This is a genomic window from Bacillus salitolerans, assembly GCF_042680805.1.
Lineage (GTDB): Bacteria > Bacillota > Bacilli > Bacillales > SA4 > Bacillus_CJ > Bacillus_CJ salitolerans.
This window is the reverse complement of the sequence record NZ_JBHUEM010000015.1, coordinates 1-15,412: the sequence shown is the minus strand read 5'-3', so window position 1 is coordinate 15,412 and position 15,412 is coordinate 1. Positions and strand designations below refer to the sequence as shown.

The window sequence follows — 15,412 nt, the reverse complement described above, 5'->3', positions numbered from 1 at the left end:
TTTCTACTTTACATCTACCTTAACATCTCCATTTACACTTGATAGCTGTACATTGAAAGTCCCTTTTCCTAAAATAAGTGTACCTTCTTTTTTATAATCAAAATCTTCCTTCTCATTTTTTCTTATCCAGTTAACTGTGTCTTTTACTGTCCCATTGTTTGTTTCTGCCTTAATAGTAGAGTCACTGTCTACTGGTAACTGCATGGAAATCGAACCATTCACTGTTTTGAGTTCGGCTGTATTAGAAACTGGATTAATTGTTTTCACTTCTATATTTCCGTTTGTTGATGTGGCAATCAATTTACCATCCCAGTTTTCGACCTCTACATTCCCATTTGTATTTTCAAGAATTGTAGATTGAGCCATTTTTTTAACAGAAAGATTACCATTAACCATTTCAATTTTTGAGCCCATTAGAAGATTTTCAGCTTCAATTTCACCATTAATTACTTTCACATTTACAAATTTATCCTCAGGAACGGTAATGTAGAAGTTTCCTTCAAACTTTTGCCACCCAAAGATTTTTTGATTTTGTGGATGCTCAATTTGAAAAATCAGTTTATTTCCTACTGTATTTATTTTTATACTATTGTTAAAATAATTATTTGCTTGTTTTTCACTTTCCGTAGTGATATTTAATACTCCATCAATAAGGAAGCTATTTCCTTGATCCCCTATTATAGATACATCAGCGTTTGGAATGTCTATGATAATTTCCTCAATTGAGTTCGTATCAGCGGATAATTCAAACTCTTCAGTATAAATTTGTCCATTTACTACAGATGAGATTGCAGGAAAGATCCCACTTGATTGGAATCCATAGATCATCATACTAACAAAACCAAGCATTATGACGATAAACAAACTAATCCCATCAAACTTTAATGGCTCTTCTTTTTTTATGAATTGATGTAGTAATACTTCTAAGCCGAGAATTACTAATAAAATCGGCCAACCGTTTGAGATAAGCCAACCTATTGGCATCGCCCAGAAATTATTTATCAGCCATATGATTCCTAAGAAAATGAGTAACAAACCTGCGGTTAATGTTCCAACTTTCCAATGCCTCATTCGTTCTCCACCTTACCTTCTGGTTCATGTGTCTCTGTTGGTTTTGATGTAGGAATAATATTTTTACCGGTTACTAAACGAATACCAATAATAACAAGGATGGCTCCAATTAGGACATTTTTGGAAATCTCGTAGATTTGCCAATCAAAGTAATATCTTGTTACTTTCTCTAATAAGTAGACGGTTCCTAAGATAATAAACCCCCATCCAAATAATAGTTTCTTGTCTTGAATAACTCCCCATTGAATAATTGGGGAATCCAAAAGTTCTTTCGTTTCTTCCATTTGCTTATGTTGTTGCAGAGCATCGAACAGACTATAAAACCAAATAATCGGAATTGCAAAACCAAAAAATATCATTACATCGGCAAAAGATATAGCTCCGAAAAATATAATCATAAATTGCAAACCTCGGTTCATCAGACCTAAGTAAAAATGACCTAATCCCGGTAATAAAGATAAAATAAACGTTAGTCCTTTTGATTTATTCATTCTATTTTCACTCCTCATAAATCTGTTGAATGATACTATCTAACTCAATCATTTCCAAAAACTTCGAACCACTTGTAGTCAATGTTTCGATTCTTACAGTTGCATCCACAATGCCTCCTATAAATTGATATGAAACATGTTGAATCTCTTGAAATAATCCCATATTGGCAACAATTATAGTTGCAGCAGCTGAAACCATAAAATGAATCCAAGTTTGTGTTGATTTATTCTTTCCGGTAGAGACCCATTTTTTTGGTACAGATGGTCCTTCATCTAAGCTGTCCATAACCCTATCTACAAGATTATTTGGGGGTTCAAAGGAAGAAGGGTCATTCCAGACTGCTTGTAGCTCCAAAAATTCTGAATAGGCAATTGAACATGAATGACAAATTACTAAATGCTCTACTACCCTTTTCTTATCTTCACACTCTAGCTCCTCAAGCTGAAGAGAAATAAATTGATCTATCGTTACATGCTTCATCTTAATTCTTCCTCCTTTCCGAAATATTTCCTCATTAACCCTTTTGCCCGATAGAGTCTTGTTTCAACAGTTTTGACAGCAATACCTAATTCATTTGAGATTTCCTGATAACTATACTCATTGAAATAATACAGCTTAATCACATGACAATATTTATCTGGTAGTTTATTCATGATAGAAAGTAACTCTTCTTGTTCTAGTTGTTTTAGTAGCTTTTGTTCAGGCAATAATTGAATTTTATCGGCTGTATGTCCAAACTCACCATTAACATCATATGCTGCTTTTCTTTCGTATCGTCTTTTCCAATCTAATGCCTTATTCATAGCAATCCGATAAATCCACGTTGAGAAGCTTGATTCTTCACGAAATACATGAATCGATTTGTATACTTGTAAAAAAACATCCTGTGCTATATCTTCAGCATCTTTTTCACTTTTGGATACTTTGTAAGCAATAGCCCATACTTTTTTTTCATATCGGGAGACAATTTCCCTGAAACATTCAGTTTGACCGGTCAAGATTTTCTTTACTAACTGTTCATCGGTACTCATGTACTCCCCCCTTTTTAGCCATATCATTTATTTTGACGCTGTAAAATTTTTATCCCCTTCAAATAATTCAAAAAAAAAAACACGATGAATGTACCATCGTTGAATTCGCTACTTAATCATGATATCCTCTTCAATATTTAAGGTTACTTCCTCCATCCGCTTATCTCTGTTTTGTCTTTACATAAATTCAGATTGTACAGGTGTTTAGGAATATTTGAAACAACATCGAATGATTGCTGAATCTATTCGACCTACTTCCAATCAACTTAATGGTTAGTTGATTTTCTCCTATATAACAATAAAAAAATTATTGATTTTATGAAGATTATGTTTACAACAATTCACTCCTAAGCCCTGTTCATTGTGACATCCGCATATTTTCTCTATAATAAAAGTATCTTTTTCTTTGAAAGGAGAAAAATCATGAAATTATTGATAGATGAACAGGCAGCTAATTGGTATAGAGATGAATTAAATTTAGATAAAGGGGATTCCATTCGTTTTTTCGTCCGTTATGGTGGCTGTGGAACAGTTCAATCTGGGTTCTCTTTAGGCGTTTCAAAGGATCTCCCAGATGAAATAGGAATGTCTGCATATTCTAAAGACGTCCATTTCTTTGTTGAACAAAAAGATCTATGGTATTTTGACGGACATAGTCTACATGTGTTATTTAATGAAACCTATAAGGAACCAGAATTTAACTACATTAAAGAGTAGCCGCGTTTGAATGCGGCTACTTTAGCCTAAATCGATCAATTTGATCCAGAATACCTTCTTTCTCCAAGATCTCTACTTGTTTATCACCTATTAAGTCAAAATGCGGATACCCCTCTCGATGATGGATCCATTCCTTTTTTAAACCATGTCTATTTCCCCACTTAATTAGTACATTCAAATTGGAAGAACCCGCTTTTGTTACTGTTTTAATAGATGGATACTTTGGATGGATCCAAAAATGTGTAATAAAGACTACTTGATCCCCTTTTTTAACTGCTAATTTCCAGTCATTTAATTCTTTACGATTTATTCCAAATGCCATTAGATTAGTCTTCCTTCTTAGCTGCGTGTAAGTATTTTTCATGCCAATCTGGAAATAATTTACGAAAAGAAATGGGCTTAAAGCTTTCCTTTTTCACACAAACATGTGTCGAGCTAGCTGTGATAGCTAAATCTCCATTAGGGGTAAACACTTCATACTCATATACAGATCGAAAGCCATCATAATAGCCTATCCACGTTTTTATCGTTGCTGTTTCTCCATAACGAAGTGGTTTTTTATAAGCTATTTGTAGATCAATAACAGGGGAAATGTATCCTTCTGACTCGAGTGAAGCATAGCTAAATCCTAAGTCTTTTATTAACTGTGTTCTTCCAACTTCCATCCAAACTAAATAATTTGCATGATACACAACACCCATCTGGTCTGTTTCTGCATACCTTACTTCAATTTCTTTTGTAGAAATAATCATGTTCTTAACTCCTTAGCGAAAGGCCAACAATGCCTTTTTTATGTCTTCCTCTATTATTCGTGAAAATTCACTTTCATCAACCTCTATTTGCTCCATTATTCGTTCAGCCTGAACTTGTAAGAGTTCTTCAGTGAAGTTAACAGCGAATCTTCCATTGCCCTCAATATTGTTCGCTGCGACATATTCATTTAAGTAAAAAATTGCCTCATCTGTAAGTTTATAATCATACTCTTTCACACGAAAATGGATGATGTCTACTATATCACTTGGTGTATAATCAGGAAAGTGAAAAAACTTCTTAAATCTTGATTTTAATCCTGGATTACTCCTCATAAGTTCGATCATCTCATTAGAATACCCTGCCATTACAATGACAAGATTTTCATGATGTCTTGTCATTTGTTCTACAATCGTGTCAATGCACTCTTTCCCAAAATCAGAGGGTCCCCCTGTTACAAGAGAGTATGCTTCGTCAATGAAAAGCACTCCTCCTAATGCCTCCCTAATCTTCTTTCTCGTTTTTATGGCTGTTTGACCAACAAAGCCGGCGACTAAATCAGCTCGACTCGTCACGATTAGGTGGCCTCTTTTTAAAAGCCCACACTCCCTTAAAATACCAGCATATATAGAGGCTATTGTTGTCTTACCTGTACCTGGATTCCCTGTGAAAATAGCATGTAGCTGAATTGGGACTGCAGTCAATCCCTTTTCCTTTCTTAATTGTTGAATCTGTACAAAATGATGGATTTTTTTGATTTCTTTTTTTACATGTTCCAATCCTATTAATTCACTTAACTGCTTTTCGGGTGATATTTGAGGTTCATGATCGTTTAAATCAGTAATATCATCCTTCTCAAGGATTGTAAATTCAAGAGGATTGCTATCATTTAACTCTGTTGAAGCCCCCTTTTGAAATATCACATCCATCACAATACTCTTTACAGTTCTTGCATTTCCAAAGGTTTCATCAACTCGTTGTTTTTCAATCCTGTAGACTAGCTCTGTTAACGCTTCTTCTGTAAAACTATAATCATTATCTAATGCAACCCTCTTTGCAATTTCAATAAGTTCATCGTTTGAATAATCGAGCAGCTGGATATAATTACTCTCGGGGAAACGGCTTCGTAAGCCTGGATTTGAAGTAAGAAATTGTCTCATTTCTTCAGGGTAGCCAGCTAAGATTACAGCAAATTTCCCTGCAAATTCGCCGCTTGTCATAGCTGTAACTAGAGTATCAACTGCAACTTGTCCGTAATCATTCCCTGTTTGTCCTTCTCTCTTTAAGCTGTATGCTTCATCAATAAATAAGACTCCACCTAGCGCTTTTTTTATGACATTCTTTACATTCTCTTCGGTTTGACCAACATATGCTCCCACTAACTGTGAACGATCTACTTCAACAACCTCTGATTTTGGAAGTATGTTCAACTCATAATAAATTTTAGCCAGTAACCGAGCTAATGTCGTCTTTCCTGTACCTGGATTCCCGGTTATAATCATATTCAAGCTTACTTCGTCCTTCATCGTAAATCCCAATTTTTTCCGCTGCTTTTCATATTGTAAATAGTGATAGTGTTTCTTCACCCGATTCTTCACAGATTGCATACCAATCATTTGATCAAGCTCTTGTAGGCTACTACTTTCCGTAGTTAGAAAAGAATCGTCAGTAAATTGAAATGTTTTATTTAAAAGATTAATTTTCTCTATCGCAGTCATCATCTCTTCCAAATGGATGGAAGTATAGAACACCCCAGTTAGGGAACTATGATATTCTTCCGTTGCCTTAAGTAAATTTATGACAAGCGCATCTATTTCTTGTAAAGTTTCTAACCACTTTTTCAGTTTTTGATGAGTTGGATCCTCATTAGAATGTTGTTGTAGAATTCGCTGCATTTTTTCATGTTCATCAAAAAACGCATCTAAAAATGTACGACATATTCCAATATACTCTTCTGCTAGTTTTTTCTTTGCAGTTCGATTATCTGTTTCACGAATAGTTGGAAACTGTAATATTGTAGTAATTTCCCTGACGGATTTTAGTACATTACACAAATAGAACTCTTTTACTTCATTATTATTTGGATCTAGACTTTTTGCTTTTTCTAACCAAGATTCTGATAAATCATCCATCTTATGTAATCGTGTTGATCTTGACCTTGCAAGCATATAAAATAAGGTAGCTTCATGTAGGGAACTTTTTCCCTCAATTGATCTTAGCGTAACAATAATGTCCCCTTCATTTTGTACAATGCCAATAGTATTCAAATCATGCTTCCATTCATATATCTTCTTCTCAATCTCATCCTTATGAAACACATATTCATTATTCATTCTTATCACCATACTTATCATATCATTGAAATCTCTTATTGAAAAAGACCAAGCATTTTTTGCCTGGTCTTTTGCTTTAATGTCCTTGATTATTTCTAGCCTCGTCCTTAATTTCATTTCGGAATGCATCTATACTTTCTCTTCTTCGTTCATTTTTAGCTTCAATAGCCGCACGGTCCTGCTCATTCGAGAATGCCATGGCAGCTTCGGCTTCCTCCATGTTTTCAATCGTATTATGAACCATTTCTTGAAGCTTTTCTACATTATCACTGCGGTCGTCTGGATTTGGACGTGTATAAGCCATCATTTTACCCCCTTGCTGTAATATCAAAAATTAGTGTTGCTTTTTCTAAAGGAAGTTATGTAACCCTTTTATTTCTAAGTGAAGGATTATCTGTACCTTCACTTAGAAATTTTTATTACTCTCCTTTAGTTTGTATTACTTGTGCGTGCTCTCCGGACTTATCCTGATACTTTTTCCCTTTATTTCCACCAAATCCACGTGGCTGCGTACCTAAGTGGTTCGGTACAAAATGCTCAGAATTACGCTTCGGTTTACTTTTACTCATAACATTCCCCCCTTAGATGTAATGTTAGCTTCATTGTGATTTAATATGTAAAAAAGGAAGCTGGTATGTTTAACCGCTTCCCTTTTTGCTATTCAGCTTTATTTAATCTCTTTTGTTCAATACGATCCTCTATTCTTTCTAAAGCTTCTCTGTCATTCATGAGCTGTTGTTTATTTTCTAATACTAACTCCTGAAATGTCCTTTTCCTCATTTTCCTCATATATAACACCACCCCTTCTTTCTTATGATATTGACCATTTTGCCCATTATCTAATAGAATTATGACATTTTTTTGAAAATTTAAAGTCATATAAAAATACAATCTTTATATATATTTGTACTTAACATATTTAAGCGACCTTTAAATCAAACATAGGAGAATATTGTAAAAATTAAGTTTCATAACCGAAAAAAGACCCTTATGGTACTGCACCCCAAAAGTTAGAGTTGCAAATCTAACATCTGGGGTGTTTTTGTATGGCAAAGTACGGTAGTAAATTTAAATTAAAAATCGTAATGGAATATCTAGGAGGTACTCTAGGATATAAATCATTGGCTAATAAATATGGTATTCCTAGTGAATCTCAAATTAAGAGATGGGTTCGTTCTTATAAAGAATTTGGGGAAGACGGACTTTGTAGGAAGCATTCTAAACAAGTTTACTCTGTCAAATTTAAGTTAGATGTATTAAACTTTATGAAACAGACAGGTGCTTCCTACCAAGATACTGCGATTGTTTTTAAGATGAACAATCCTCCATTAATTTCGAATTGGTATAAAACCTTCTTAGAGAAAGGTATAGAGGGCCTGCAAGAAAAAGTGAAAGGGCGGCCTTCTATGTCTAAAAATCATAAAGTAAAATCACTAAAACAAGAACAAGAATTATCTCGTGAAGAACTATTAGAACGTGAAAATGAACTTTTACGTTTAGAGAATTCATATTTAAAAAAGTTAAACGCTTTTCAAGAGAATCCGAATGCCTTCCTAGAAAAGCACAAGCAGCGTTGGCATTCGAACTCAAAGAAGAAGGATTCAAATTAAAAGATGTTTTAGTAGTAGTTGGTATTCCAGGGGCAACTTATCACTACCAAGTGAAGCAATTGAAAAAAGACGATCCAGATAAAGAATGGAAGGAAAAGATTACCAAACCATTTCAAAAGCACGAGGGTAAATACGGGTATCGTCGCATTTATTTAGAGTTAAGAGGACAAGGGTATGTGATTAACCATAAAAAGGTTCAACGAATAATGAGCGTATTAAGTTTAAAATGTGAAAAATTCACAAGGAAATCTCGTTATAAATCATATAAAGGTACTGTTGGTAAAGTAGCCAAAAACAGCTTGAATCGTAGATTCAATACATCTATTCGTCTTCAAAAACTAGTAACAGATGTGACCGAATTTAAATGTACTGATGACCAAAAGCTATATTTAAGTCCCATTATGGATTTATACAACGGCGAAATTATCTCTTTTGGTATATCTAACAGACCAACATTAGACTTCGTTTTAGAACCATTAAATAAGGCACTGGAAATCATTAAAGATGAAGCAAAATACCGTTCCACTGTACACTCGGATCAAGGTTGGCATTATCAACATAATACGTGGGTAAAAACATTAAAAAGAAATAAAATCTTTCAAAGCATGTCTAGAAAAGCAACCTGTGCGGATAATGCGGCAATGGAAAACTTCTTTGGGATTCTTAAGCAAGAGATGTACTACGGAGAAGACTTAGTACCTTATGAAGAGCTAAAAAGAAAAATTGAGGTATACATGGATTACTACAACAATGAACGCATTAAAGTAAAACTGGCTGGTTTAAGTCCAATACAATACCGAACTCAAACCAGCCAATTAGCTGCATAATAAAAACTCTAACTTTGTGGGGTCACCACCTATTTGGGCCTTTAATTAATTCATGCTTTTAGTTAATCTCTTCATATCATTAACTGACATAGGTCCGATAAAATGATATTGGATCGTTCCTTGTGTGTCTATGAAAAATGAAGTTGGAATGGTGAGAACTTTATACGCACTCGTTACTTTTCCTTTTTCATCAAGGAGTATTGGAAAATTAATGTGATTGGCTTCAATAAATTGTTGTATAGCTTCATCCGAGCGTTCACGGTCACGAAGATTAACAGCTAATATTTCAACCTCTTCACTATATTCATCATAAAACTCTTGCATATGTGGCATTTCATCTTTACAAGGTGGACACCAGGTTGCCCAAAAATTTAAAATGACCTTTTTCCCTTTATAATCAGAAAGTTGGACTTTTTTACCCTCAAGTGTTGATAATGTAAAATCAAATGATGAATTCCCTACAAAACCTTGATTCTTTATAATTTCTCCATAATGTCCTGCATTTGCAGGAATGATTACTTTCTCTTCTTCCTTTGCTAGTAGTTGGGTATATAACGTATATCCAATTAAACCTAATAAGATTCCAATGGCTATAATCCGTTTCATGATAAACATCCTTTCAGAATTGCACTCGAGTATAGTAGTTGTCCTACTTTACTATATAGTATATTTAGGAGGAATATGATTTCTCTTCCTAGATATTCTATCATGTTTGGTACTTATTCTGATCAAATTCACGGTTTTGTAACGAAAAAAGAACCACTATTGAAGTGGTTCTTTACATTTTAGTTTTCTTTTAATTTATCACGTAATACCATTTGAAGGATTCCACCATGACGGTAGTAGTCAACTTCTACTTCACTATCAAAGCGTACTAGAACATCAAATTCTTTCTTATTACCAGCTTCATCCGTAGCAGTTACTCTCACTAGATCACGTGGTTTAACATTCTCATCGATTTGAACTTCAATTGTTTCTTTACCAGTAAGTCCAAGTACTTCTGCGTTTTCTCCTTGTTTGAATTGAAGAGGAAGAACACCCATTAATACAAGGTTACTACGGTGGATACGCTCGAAGCTTTCTGCAATAACCGTTTTAATTCCCAAAAGATTGGTTCCCTTAGCAGCCCAGTCACGAGAAGATCCCATTCCATAGTCATTACCAGCAAGAACGACTAAACCTACTCCATCTTGCTTATACTTCATACATGCATCATAAATGGACATAATTTCACCAGTTGGCCAGTAAGTAGTGAATCCACCTTCAGTACCTGGTGCAATTTGGTTCTTAATACGGATGTTTGCAAATGTACCCCTTGTCATAACGCGGTCATTACCACGACGAGAGCCATAAGAGTTAAAGTCACGTGGACTCACACCATTCTCTTGTAGGTAACGTCCAGCAGGTGTATCTTTTCCGATTGAACCAGCAGGTGAAATATGATCAGTTGTAACAGAGTCACCAAACTTACCAACTACTCTTAGTCCTTCTAATGGCTTAACCTCACCTGGTTCTGGTGATAAGCCTTCGAAGAACGGTGGGTTTTGGATGTATGTTGAATCCTCATCCCATTGATATAATGCATCATCAGTTGTTTCAATTTGGTTCCAACGCTCATTATCATCAAATACACGGTCATATTCTTTACGGAATAATTCAGGTGTAACAGTGCTCTTAACAAGTTCATTAATTTCAGCTGTTGTTGGCCAAATATCACTAAAGAATACATCGTTTCCATCTTTGTCCTTACCAATTACATCGTTTTGTAAATCAATATCCACTGTCCCAGCTAAAGCATAAGCAACAACTAAAGGTGGAGATGCAAGGTAGTTTCCTTTAACTAGTGGGTGAATACGCCCTTCAAAATTACGGTTACCTGAAAGTACAGACGTAACTAATAAATCGTTCTCAGCAACTGCCTTTTCAATCTCATCCGCTAATGGCCCTGAGTTTCCGATACAAGTTGTACATCCATATCCTACTGTATTGAATCCTAATTGCTCTAGGTAAGGAAGTAGACCTGAATTTTCTAGGTATCCAGTAACAACCTTTGACCCTGGTGCTAAAGAGGTCTTTACATATTTAGGTACCGTTAATCCTTTTTCAACCGCTTTCTTTGCAACTAAACCAGATGCAATTAATACATAAGGGTTTGAAGTATTTGTACAGCTAGTGATGGCTGCGATTGCTACTGCACCTGTTTTCATTTTTGTTTCTTCACCACTGTTAAACTTAACAGTAATTTCTTTATTAATGTCAATTGGTTGTAAGCCAAATCCTTGGTTACCAGCTGGAGCTGCTAGAGCCTTTGTGAATGATTCTTTCATTTGAGAAAGCGGAATTAAGTCTTGAGGACGCTTAGGACCAGACAGATTCGCTTCAATTTGAGAAAGATCAATTTCAACCACATCTGTGAAGATTGGATCTTGAGCATCACGGGTATAGAATAAGCCGTTCGCTTTTGAATATGCTTCAACAATCTTAATTAATTGTTCATCACGACCAGTTAAACGCATGTAATCTAACGCCTCTTCGTCAACTGGGAAGAATCCACATGTAGCTCCATACTCTGGTGCCATGTTTGCAATCGTTGCACGGTCAGCTAAAGGTAATGCTGCCATACCAGGTCCGAAGAATTCAACAAACTTGTTTACTACACCTTTAGCACGAAGCACTTGAGTAACTTTTAATGCTAAATCTGTAGCAGTTGTACCATTTGGAAGTTCTCCTGTTAACTTAACCCCAATCACTTCTGGAACTGGGAAATATGATGGTTGACCAAGCATTCCTGCCTCAGCCTCAATACCACCTACACCCCATCCAAGTACACCAATACCGTTAATCATTGTTGTATGTGAGTCAGTTCCTACTAAGGTATCTGGAAATGCTTCAAATTCGCCGTTTTCACCTTCAACAGCATGAACAACGTTAGCTAAGTATTCTAGGTTAACTTGGTGCACAATTCCTGTTGCAGGCGGAACAGCACGATAGTTATCAAATGCTTTCTTAGCCCAGCTTAAGAATTTATAACGCTCAGCGTTACGTTCAAATTCAAGATCCATATTAAAAGCTAGTGCATCCGGTGTACCTGCTCTATCTACTTGTACAGAGTGATCTATAACTAGATCTACTGGCTTCTCAGGATTAATTTTTTGTGGATCTCCACCCATGTCTGCCATTGCTTTACGTAAAGATGCTAAATCAACAACTGCTGGTACTCCTGTAAAGTCTTGAAGAATTACACGAGATGGCTTGAATGGAACATCAATATCTTGTACTTCATCAGTTCCCCATTTAGCTAAGTTTTCAACGTGCTCCTTCGAAATTACACGTCCGTCGTATTGACGTAATACAGATTCAAGTAAAACCTTGATTGAATAAGGTAAGCGGGATACATTGCCTACCCCTGCTTCTTCAAGGGCTTTAAGTTGATAATAATTATACTTTTTTCCATCCACTTCAAAGGATGAACGAGCTTTGAATACATCGTTAGTTGCCACGTGTACTCCCCCTTTAGTTTTTCAGTTTTAGAATGTAGTGAATAGGTCCATACCATTAATTTAGAATGTACCATTAAATATCCTACGTCCCTATCTTAATACAAGTATATACATAAGTAAATAACAAGAAAGTTATTGTTTGCAATAAGAAATTCTTATTTAGTGACAGTCACTTGTCGAAATTTCTATGCCAACATATTTTCTCCCAACTTTACTCATCCTAAAAGTGTGGAGGTGATATAAATGGGTAAACGTAAGGCAAATCATATTATACCTGGAATGAATGCAGCAAGCGCACAGGGAATGGGTGCAGGTTATAATGAGGAATTTCAAAATGAACCTTTAACAGCAGAACAAAGGCAAAACAACAAAAAAAGAAAGAAAAATCAATAATATAAAGTTTTAAAGGCACTCAACTGTGAGTGCCTTTTTTTAGTTATGCAAATGTCCTTTTAATGGCAATAGTCATATTATGCTCTGCATCTTTCTTTACGTAGCGTTTTGTAATATTTATATCTTTATGTCCCGCTAGCTTTGAAACGGTATTTAAATCAACGCCATGATCAACTAATCGATAACAAAAAGTGTGCCTTAACAAATGAGGATGTACATTATACTTTTTTAACATATATTGAACAGCTCTAGTTGTTATACGCTGATTAAAGCTCGAAATAAATAATGCATTAGAATCTGTGTCTAAGCTGTCTAGATATCGTAGTAGGTGTTTTAATGCAAATGTTGAAAGTGGAATCATCCTACTATTATGCAAACTTCCTTCATCCCTTACAACAATTTGTCCCTCATCAGAAGATCCAATCTTAATATCTGTTTTATTTAAATTACACAACTCAGAAACTCTTATGCCCGTGTGTAGCAATAAATAAACAATAGCAATATTTCTGATATTACCATCTAACTCTATTTCATGTAATAGTTGTATTTCTTCTTCTTTTGTTAAAGATTGAGGACGAAGTTTAGTATTTTCTTTCTGTTTACGAGGAAGGTAAGTTCTAATATGGGGTTTTTCTATATAACATAAGAAAATATTAATGGCAGCTATATGCTTTTCTATAGTGCTTGAACTTTTATTTTCTTGTTTTAATGATTCAACATACTCATGTACACCTTTCGCATCTATATCATCAATGTTATTAATTATTTTATTAACAATTAAGTAATTTAAAAAATGTTCGACTACTTTTGAATAAGTTTTAAAAGTCCCCACTGACTTTCCTTGTTCAATTAATGATTTCCCAAATAATTGTAAGACATCATTTGTATTGTTACCAGTTCTCAAGAATCTCCCCCCCTTGTCAGAATTTAGCATAGCACCAAACTTCGTAGAAATAAACTTTTATAAAATATATTCGAAAAATTAAAAAGGGTAGTGTATTACACCACCCTTTTTAGCGTTTAGCTGGGCTAGCTGGATTCGAACCAACGCATGACGGAGTCAAAGTCCGTTGCCTTACCGCTTGGCTATAGCCCAATAATTATATTTACTTAATTTATTTTGTTCAGAATCTTCGTAAGCCGTATTCTGTTCTTAAAGTGCTAGTAACGAATACTTATTATTCTCGCACTGAAAGGAGAATCATCTATCTCATAGCTGATTAACTATGGTACCCTTTAGTTCATTTACCTTCAGGCACTTCCCTTACCAAAATTTAGGTTTCTCGCTCGTGGGGTTTACCTCGTTCCACCCTTATTGTTTCCAATAAGGCTACGTCACTGTGGCACTTTCAAAGTATTCATACCATATTCACTTGAACTTAGGTATTTTCCTTGCCGTCAACTATTAATAGGTTGCTCTAGCTTACTGTTTCGCTAGACACGATCACTACAAGCATCTCAGCTTGTGCGAGTACGGACTTTCCTCACAGAAAAACTGCGCGATTCTCTCCAATTCTGAACAGTTATCATTTATAATAATATCACACAACTTCACTTAAGTAAACTTCTACGAATATATAGGTATAAATTGGCTCCACCAGTAGGATTCGAACCTACGACCCTTCGGTTAACAGCCGAATGCTCTACCGCTGAGCTATGGTGGATTAATATTATTTATATTGATACGTAAAAAGTTGTTTGTGTTATTTAGTATTTGCAGTAATACCGATTGTATTCAATAAAACATGGTGGGCCTAAATGGACTCGAACCATCGACCTCACGCTTATCAGGCGTGCGCTCTAACCAGCTGAGCTATAGGCCCATCAATTGGAGCGGGTGATGAGAATCGAACTCACGACATCAGCTTGGAAGGCTGAGGTTTTACCATTAAACTACACCCGCATAATAAAAGGTATTGGAGGCGACACCCAGATTTGAACTGGGGATAAAGGTTTTGCAGACCTCTGCCTTACCACTTGGCTATGCCGCCACTTGGCAGGGGCAGTAGGAATCGAACCCACACCAAGGGTTTTGGAGACCCTCGTTCTACCGTTAAACTATGCCCCTAAAAAATATTTAGATGGCGGTCCCGACGGGAATCGAACCCGCGATCTCCTGCGTGACAGGCAGGCATGTTAACCGCTACACCACGGGACCACTTTGGTTGCGGGGGCAGGATTTGAACCTACGACCTTCGGGTTATGAGCCCGACGAGCTACCAGACTGCTCCACCCCGCGATAATATGATATTCTATTTTTTATTTACCATTAAAGAATTATGGCGGAGGAAGAGGGATTCGAACCCCCGCGGGCTGTTACACCCCTGTCGGTTTTCAAGACCGATCCCTTCAGCCGGACTTGGGTATTCCTCCATAATATTTTTTGGTAGCGGCGGAGGGGATCGAACCCCCGACCTCACGGGTATGAACCGTACGCTCTAGCCAGCTGAGCTACACCGCCATTAAATAAAAAATATAAATAATGAAAAGTGGAGCCTAGCGGGATCGAACCGCTGACCTCCTGCGTGCAAGGCAGGCGCTCTCCCAGCTGAGCTAAGGCCCCAAGAAAATAAATAGTATAAAGATGGCGCGCCCGAGAGGAGTCGAACCCCTAACCTTTTGATCCGTAGTCAAACGCTCTATCCAATTGAGCTACGGGCGCTAAATGGTGCCGAGGACCGGAATCGA

The 15,412-nt window shown here is 36.1% G+C and carries 17 protein-coding genes, 12 tRNA genes and 1 other RNA gene; 4 read left to right on the top strand and 26 right to left on the bottom strand.

Annotated features, from left to right (window positions below):
- Window positions 1–3 precede the first annotated feature (3 nt).
- From ACFSCX_RS10855 to ACFSCX_RS10840, 4 genes are read right to left on the bottom strand one after another with little or no spacing between them, the layout of a single operon-like run.
- Complete coding sequence (locus tag ACFSCX_RS10855) at window positions 4–1,071, bottom strand: DUF4097 family beta strand repeat-containing protein (protein WP_377928246.1); 1,068 nt, start codon at window positions 1,069–1,071, stop codon at window positions 4–6.
- Entirely contained in the window at window positions 1,068–1,562 is a 495-nt protein-coding gene (locus ACFSCX_RS10850) for a hypothetical protein (protein ID WP_377928245.1), read from the bottom strand. The genes ACFSCX_RS10855 and ACFSCX_RS10850 overlap by 4 nt, the downstream gene beginning before the upstream one ends.
- Window positions 1,563–1,569: 7 nt before the next feature.
- Entirely contained in the window at window positions 1,570–2,043 is a 474-nt protein-coding gene (locus tag ACFSCX_RS10845; protein ID WP_377928244.1) for a hypothetical protein, read from the bottom strand.
- The gene (locus ACFSCX_RS10840; protein WP_377928243.1) at window positions 2,040–2,594 is read right to left on the bottom strand and encodes an RNA polymerase sigma factor; all 555 of its coding nucleotides are present in this window, start codon (window positions 2,592–2,594) and stop codon (window positions 2,040–2,042) included. The genes ACFSCX_RS10845 and ACFSCX_RS10840 overlap by 4 nt, the downstream gene beginning before the upstream one ends.
- 423 nt (window positions 2,595–3,017) lie before the next feature.
- Between ACFSCX_RS10840 and ACFSCX_RS10835 the strand changes: the two genes are divergently transcribed.
- Complete coding sequence (locus ACFSCX_RS10835) at window positions 3,018–3,311, top strand: HesB/YadR/YfhF family protein (protein WP_377928242.1); 294 nt, start codon at window positions 3,018–3,020, stop codon at window positions 3,309–3,311.
- A gap of 16 nt (window positions 3,312–3,327) precedes the next feature.
- Here ACFSCX_RS10835 and ACFSCX_RS10830 read toward each other — a convergent pair whose 3' ends face one another.
- From ACFSCX_RS10830 to ACFSCX_RS10805, 6 genes are all read right to left on the bottom strand, one after another.
- Window positions 3,328–3,633: a hypothetical protein gene (locus tag ACFSCX_RS10830; protein WP_377928241.1), complete on the bottom strand. Its 306-nt coding sequence runs from the start codon at window positions 3,631–3,633 to the stop codon at window positions 3,328–3,330.
- 4 nt (window positions 3,634–3,637) lie between these two features.
- On the bottom strand, window positions 3,638–4,063 hold the full coding sequence (locus tag ACFSCX_RS10825; protein WP_377928240.1) for an acyl-CoA thioesterase: 426 nt from the start codon (window positions 4,061–4,063) through the stop codon (window positions 3,638–3,640).
- Between the two features lie 12 nt (window positions 4,064–4,075).
- A complete protein-coding gene (locus tag ACFSCX_RS10820) occupies window positions 4,076–6,511 on the bottom strand; it encodes an AAA family ATPase (protein ID WP_377928239.1) in 2,436 nt (811 codons plus the stop codon).
- Entirely contained in the window at window positions 6,471–6,698 is a 228-nt protein-coding gene (gene tlp / locus ACFSCX_RS10815; RefSeq protein ID WP_377928238.1) for a small acid-soluble spore protein Tlp, read from the bottom strand. The genes ACFSCX_RS10820 and tlp overlap by 41 nt, the downstream gene beginning before the upstream one ends.
- A 115-nt stretch (window positions 6,699–6,813) precedes the next feature.
- Window positions 6,814–6,963, bottom strand: a complete 150-nt coding sequence (locus ACFSCX_RS10810; protein ID WP_377928237.1) for an acid-soluble spore protein N — start codon at window positions 6,961–6,963, stop codon at window positions 6,814–6,816.
- Between the two features lie 88 nt (window positions 6,964–7,051).
- A complete protein-coding gene (locus ACFSCX_RS10805; protein ID WP_377928236.1) occupies window positions 7,052–7,183 on the bottom strand; it encodes an FbpB family small basic protein in 132 nt (43 codons plus the stop codon).
- A gap of 257 nt (window positions 7,184–7,440) precedes the next feature.
- On the opposite strand from ACFSCX_RS10805, the gene ACFSCX_RS10800 reads away from it, so the two are divergent.
- Both ACFSCX_RS10800 and ACFSCX_RS10795 read left to right on the top strand, forming a co-directional pair.
- On the top strand, window positions 7,441–8,004 hold the full coding sequence (locus tag ACFSCX_RS10800; RefSeq protein WP_377928235.1) for a helix-turn-helix domain-containing protein: 564 nt from the start codon (window positions 7,441–7,443) through the stop codon (window positions 8,002–8,004).
- Window positions 7,902–8,831, top strand: a complete 930-nt coding sequence (locus ACFSCX_RS10795) for an IS3 family transposase (RefSeq protein WP_377928297.1) — start codon at window positions 7,902–7,904, stop codon at window positions 8,829–8,831. Before ACFSCX_RS10800 ends, ACFSCX_RS10795 begins: the two co-directional genes overlap by 103 nt.
- Window positions 8,832–8,876: 45 nt before the next feature.
- Here the strand turns inward: ACFSCX_RS10795 and ACFSCX_RS10790 are convergent, their stop codons facing one another.
- Both ACFSCX_RS10790 and acnA read right to left on the bottom strand, forming a co-directional pair.
- The gene (locus tag ACFSCX_RS10790; RefSeq protein WP_377928234.1) at window positions 8,877–9,437 is read right to left on the bottom strand and encodes a peroxiredoxin family protein; all 561 of its coding nucleotides are present in this window, start codon (window positions 9,435–9,437) and stop codon (window positions 8,877–8,879) included.
- Between the two features lie 179 nt (window positions 9,438–9,616).
- On the bottom strand, window positions 9,617–12,331 hold the full coding sequence (gene acnA / locus ACFSCX_RS10785) for an aconitate hydratase AcnA (protein ID WP_377928233.1): 2,715 nt from the start codon (window positions 12,329–12,331) through the stop codon (window positions 9,617–9,619).
- 243 nt (window positions 12,332–12,574) lie between these two features.
- Between acnA and sspO the strand changes: the two genes are divergently transcribed.
- Window positions 12,575–12,724, top strand: a complete 150-nt coding sequence (gene sspO / locus ACFSCX_RS10780; protein WP_377928232.1) for a small acid-soluble spore protein O — start codon at window positions 12,575–12,577, stop codon at window positions 12,722–12,724.
- A 43-nt stretch (window positions 12,725–12,767) separates the two neighbouring features.
- On the opposite strand, the gene ACFSCX_RS10775 is transcribed toward sspO, so the two are convergent.
- The 14 genes from ACFSCX_RS10775 to ACFSCX_RS10710 all read right to left on the bottom strand — a co-directional run bounded on the left by ACFSCX_RS10775 (window position 12,768) and on the right by ACFSCX_RS10710 (window position 15,386).
- Window positions 12,768–13,628: a tyrosine-type recombinase/integrase gene (locus tag ACFSCX_RS10775; protein WP_377928231.1), complete on the bottom strand. Its 861-nt coding sequence runs from the start codon at window positions 13,626–13,628 to the stop codon at window positions 12,768–12,770.
- Between the two features lie 120 nt (window positions 13,629–13,748).
- Window positions 13,749–13,820 (bottom strand) — tRNA-Gln (locus ACFSCX_RS10770).
- A gap of 37 nt (window positions 13,821–13,857) precedes the next feature.
- Window positions 13,858–14,239: RNase P RNA component class B (rnpB, locus tag ACFSCX_RS10765), an RNA gene on the bottom strand.
- A gap of 74 nt (window positions 14,240–14,313) precedes the next feature.
- Window positions 14,314–14,388: transfer RNA gene (locus tag ACFSCX_RS10760), tRNA-Asn, on the bottom strand.
- Between the two features lie 82 nt (window positions 14,389–14,470).
- Window positions 14,471–14,547: transfer RNA gene (locus tag ACFSCX_RS10755), tRNA-Ile, on the bottom strand.
- A 6-nt stretch (window positions 14,548–14,553) separates the two neighbouring features.
- A tRNA-Gly gene (locus ACFSCX_RS10750) sits at window positions 14,554–14,627 on the bottom strand.
- Window positions 14,628–14,641: 14 nt separating this feature from the next.
- A tRNA-Cys gene (locus ACFSCX_RS10745) sits at window positions 14,642–14,715 on the bottom strand.
- A gap of 3 nt (window positions 14,716–14,718) precedes the next feature.
- Window positions 14,719–14,792, bottom strand: a tRNA-Trp gene (locus ACFSCX_RS10740).
- A 14-nt stretch (window positions 14,793–14,806) separates the two neighbouring features.
- A tRNA-Asp gene (locus tag ACFSCX_RS10735) sits at window positions 14,807–14,882 on the bottom strand.
- Window positions 14,883–14,886: 4 nt separating this feature from the next.
- Window positions 14,887–14,963: transfer RNA gene (locus tag ACFSCX_RS10730), tRNA-Met, on the bottom strand.
- Between the two features lie 41 nt (window positions 14,964–15,004).
- Window positions 15,005–15,097 (bottom strand) — tRNA-Ser (locus tag ACFSCX_RS10725).
- An 11-nt stretch (window positions 15,098–15,108) separates the two neighbouring features.
- Window positions 15,109–15,185: transfer RNA gene (locus tag ACFSCX_RS10720), tRNA-Met, on the bottom strand.
- A gap of 29 nt (window positions 15,186–15,214) precedes the next feature.
- Window positions 15,215–15,287 (bottom strand) — tRNA-Ala (locus tag ACFSCX_RS10715).
- A gap of 22 nt (window positions 15,288–15,309) precedes the next feature.
- Window positions 15,310–15,386 (bottom strand) — tRNA-Arg (locus ACFSCX_RS10710).
- Between the last annotated feature and the right edge of the window lie 26 nt (window positions 15,387–15,412).

Bases quoted from the DNA above. Each gene is read 5' to 3' on its own strand.
- tlp (WP_377928238.1), bottom strand. From the start codon at position 6,698: ATGGCTTATACACGTCCAAATCCAGACGACCGCAGTGATAATGTAGAA.
- ACFSCX_RS10825 (WP_377928240.1), bottom strand. From the start codon at position 4,063: ATGATTATTTCTACAAAAGAAATTGAAGTAAGGTATGCAGAAACAGAC.
- ACFSCX_RS10830 (WP_377928241.1), bottom strand. From the start codon at position 3,633: ATGGCATTTGGAATAAATCGTAAAGAATTAAATGACTGGAAATTAGCA.
- sspO (WP_377928232.1), top strand. From the start codon at position 12,575: ATGGGTAAACGTAAGGCAAATCATATTATACCTGGAATGAATGCAGCA.
- ACFSCX_RS10820 (WP_377928239.1), bottom strand. From the start codon at position 6,511: ATGAAATTAAGGACGAGGCTAGAAATAATCAAGGACATTAAAGCAAAA.
- ACFSCX_RS10805 (WP_377928236.1), bottom strand. From the start codon at position 7,183: ATGAGGAAAATGAGGAAAAGGACATTTCAGGAGTTAGTATTAGAAAAT.
- ACFSCX_RS10835 (WP_377928242.1), top strand. From the start codon at position 3,018: ATGAAATTATTGATAGATGAACAGGCAGCTAATTGGTATAGAGATGAA.
- ACFSCX_RS10810 (WP_377928237.1), bottom strand. From the start codon at position 6,963: ATGAGTAAAAGTAAACCGAAGCGTAATTCTGAGCATTTTGTACCGAAC.
- ACFSCX_RS10845 (WP_377928244.1), bottom strand. From the start codon at position 2,043: ATGAAGCATGTAACGATAGATCAATTTATTTCTCTTCAGCTTGAGGAG.
- ACFSCX_RS10855 (WP_377928246.1), bottom strand. From the start codon at position 1,071: ATGAGGCATTGGAAAGTTGGAACATTAACCGCAGGTTTGTTACTCATT.
- ACFSCX_RS10840 (WP_377928243.1), bottom strand. From the start codon at position 2,594: ATGAGTACCGATGAACAGTTAGTAAAGAAAATCTTGACCGGTCAAACT.
- ACFSCX_RS10800 (WP_377928235.1), top strand. From the start codon at position 7,441: ATGGCAAAGTACGGTAGTAAATTTAAATTAAAAATCGTAATGGAATAT.
- ACFSCX_RS10850 (WP_377928245.1), bottom strand. From the start codon at position 1,562: ATGAATAAATCAAAAGGACTAACGTTTATTTTATCTTTATTACCGGGA.
- ACFSCX_RS10790 (WP_377928234.1), bottom strand. From the start codon at position 9,437: ATGAAACGGATTATAGCCATTGGAATCTTATTAGGTTTAATTGGATAT.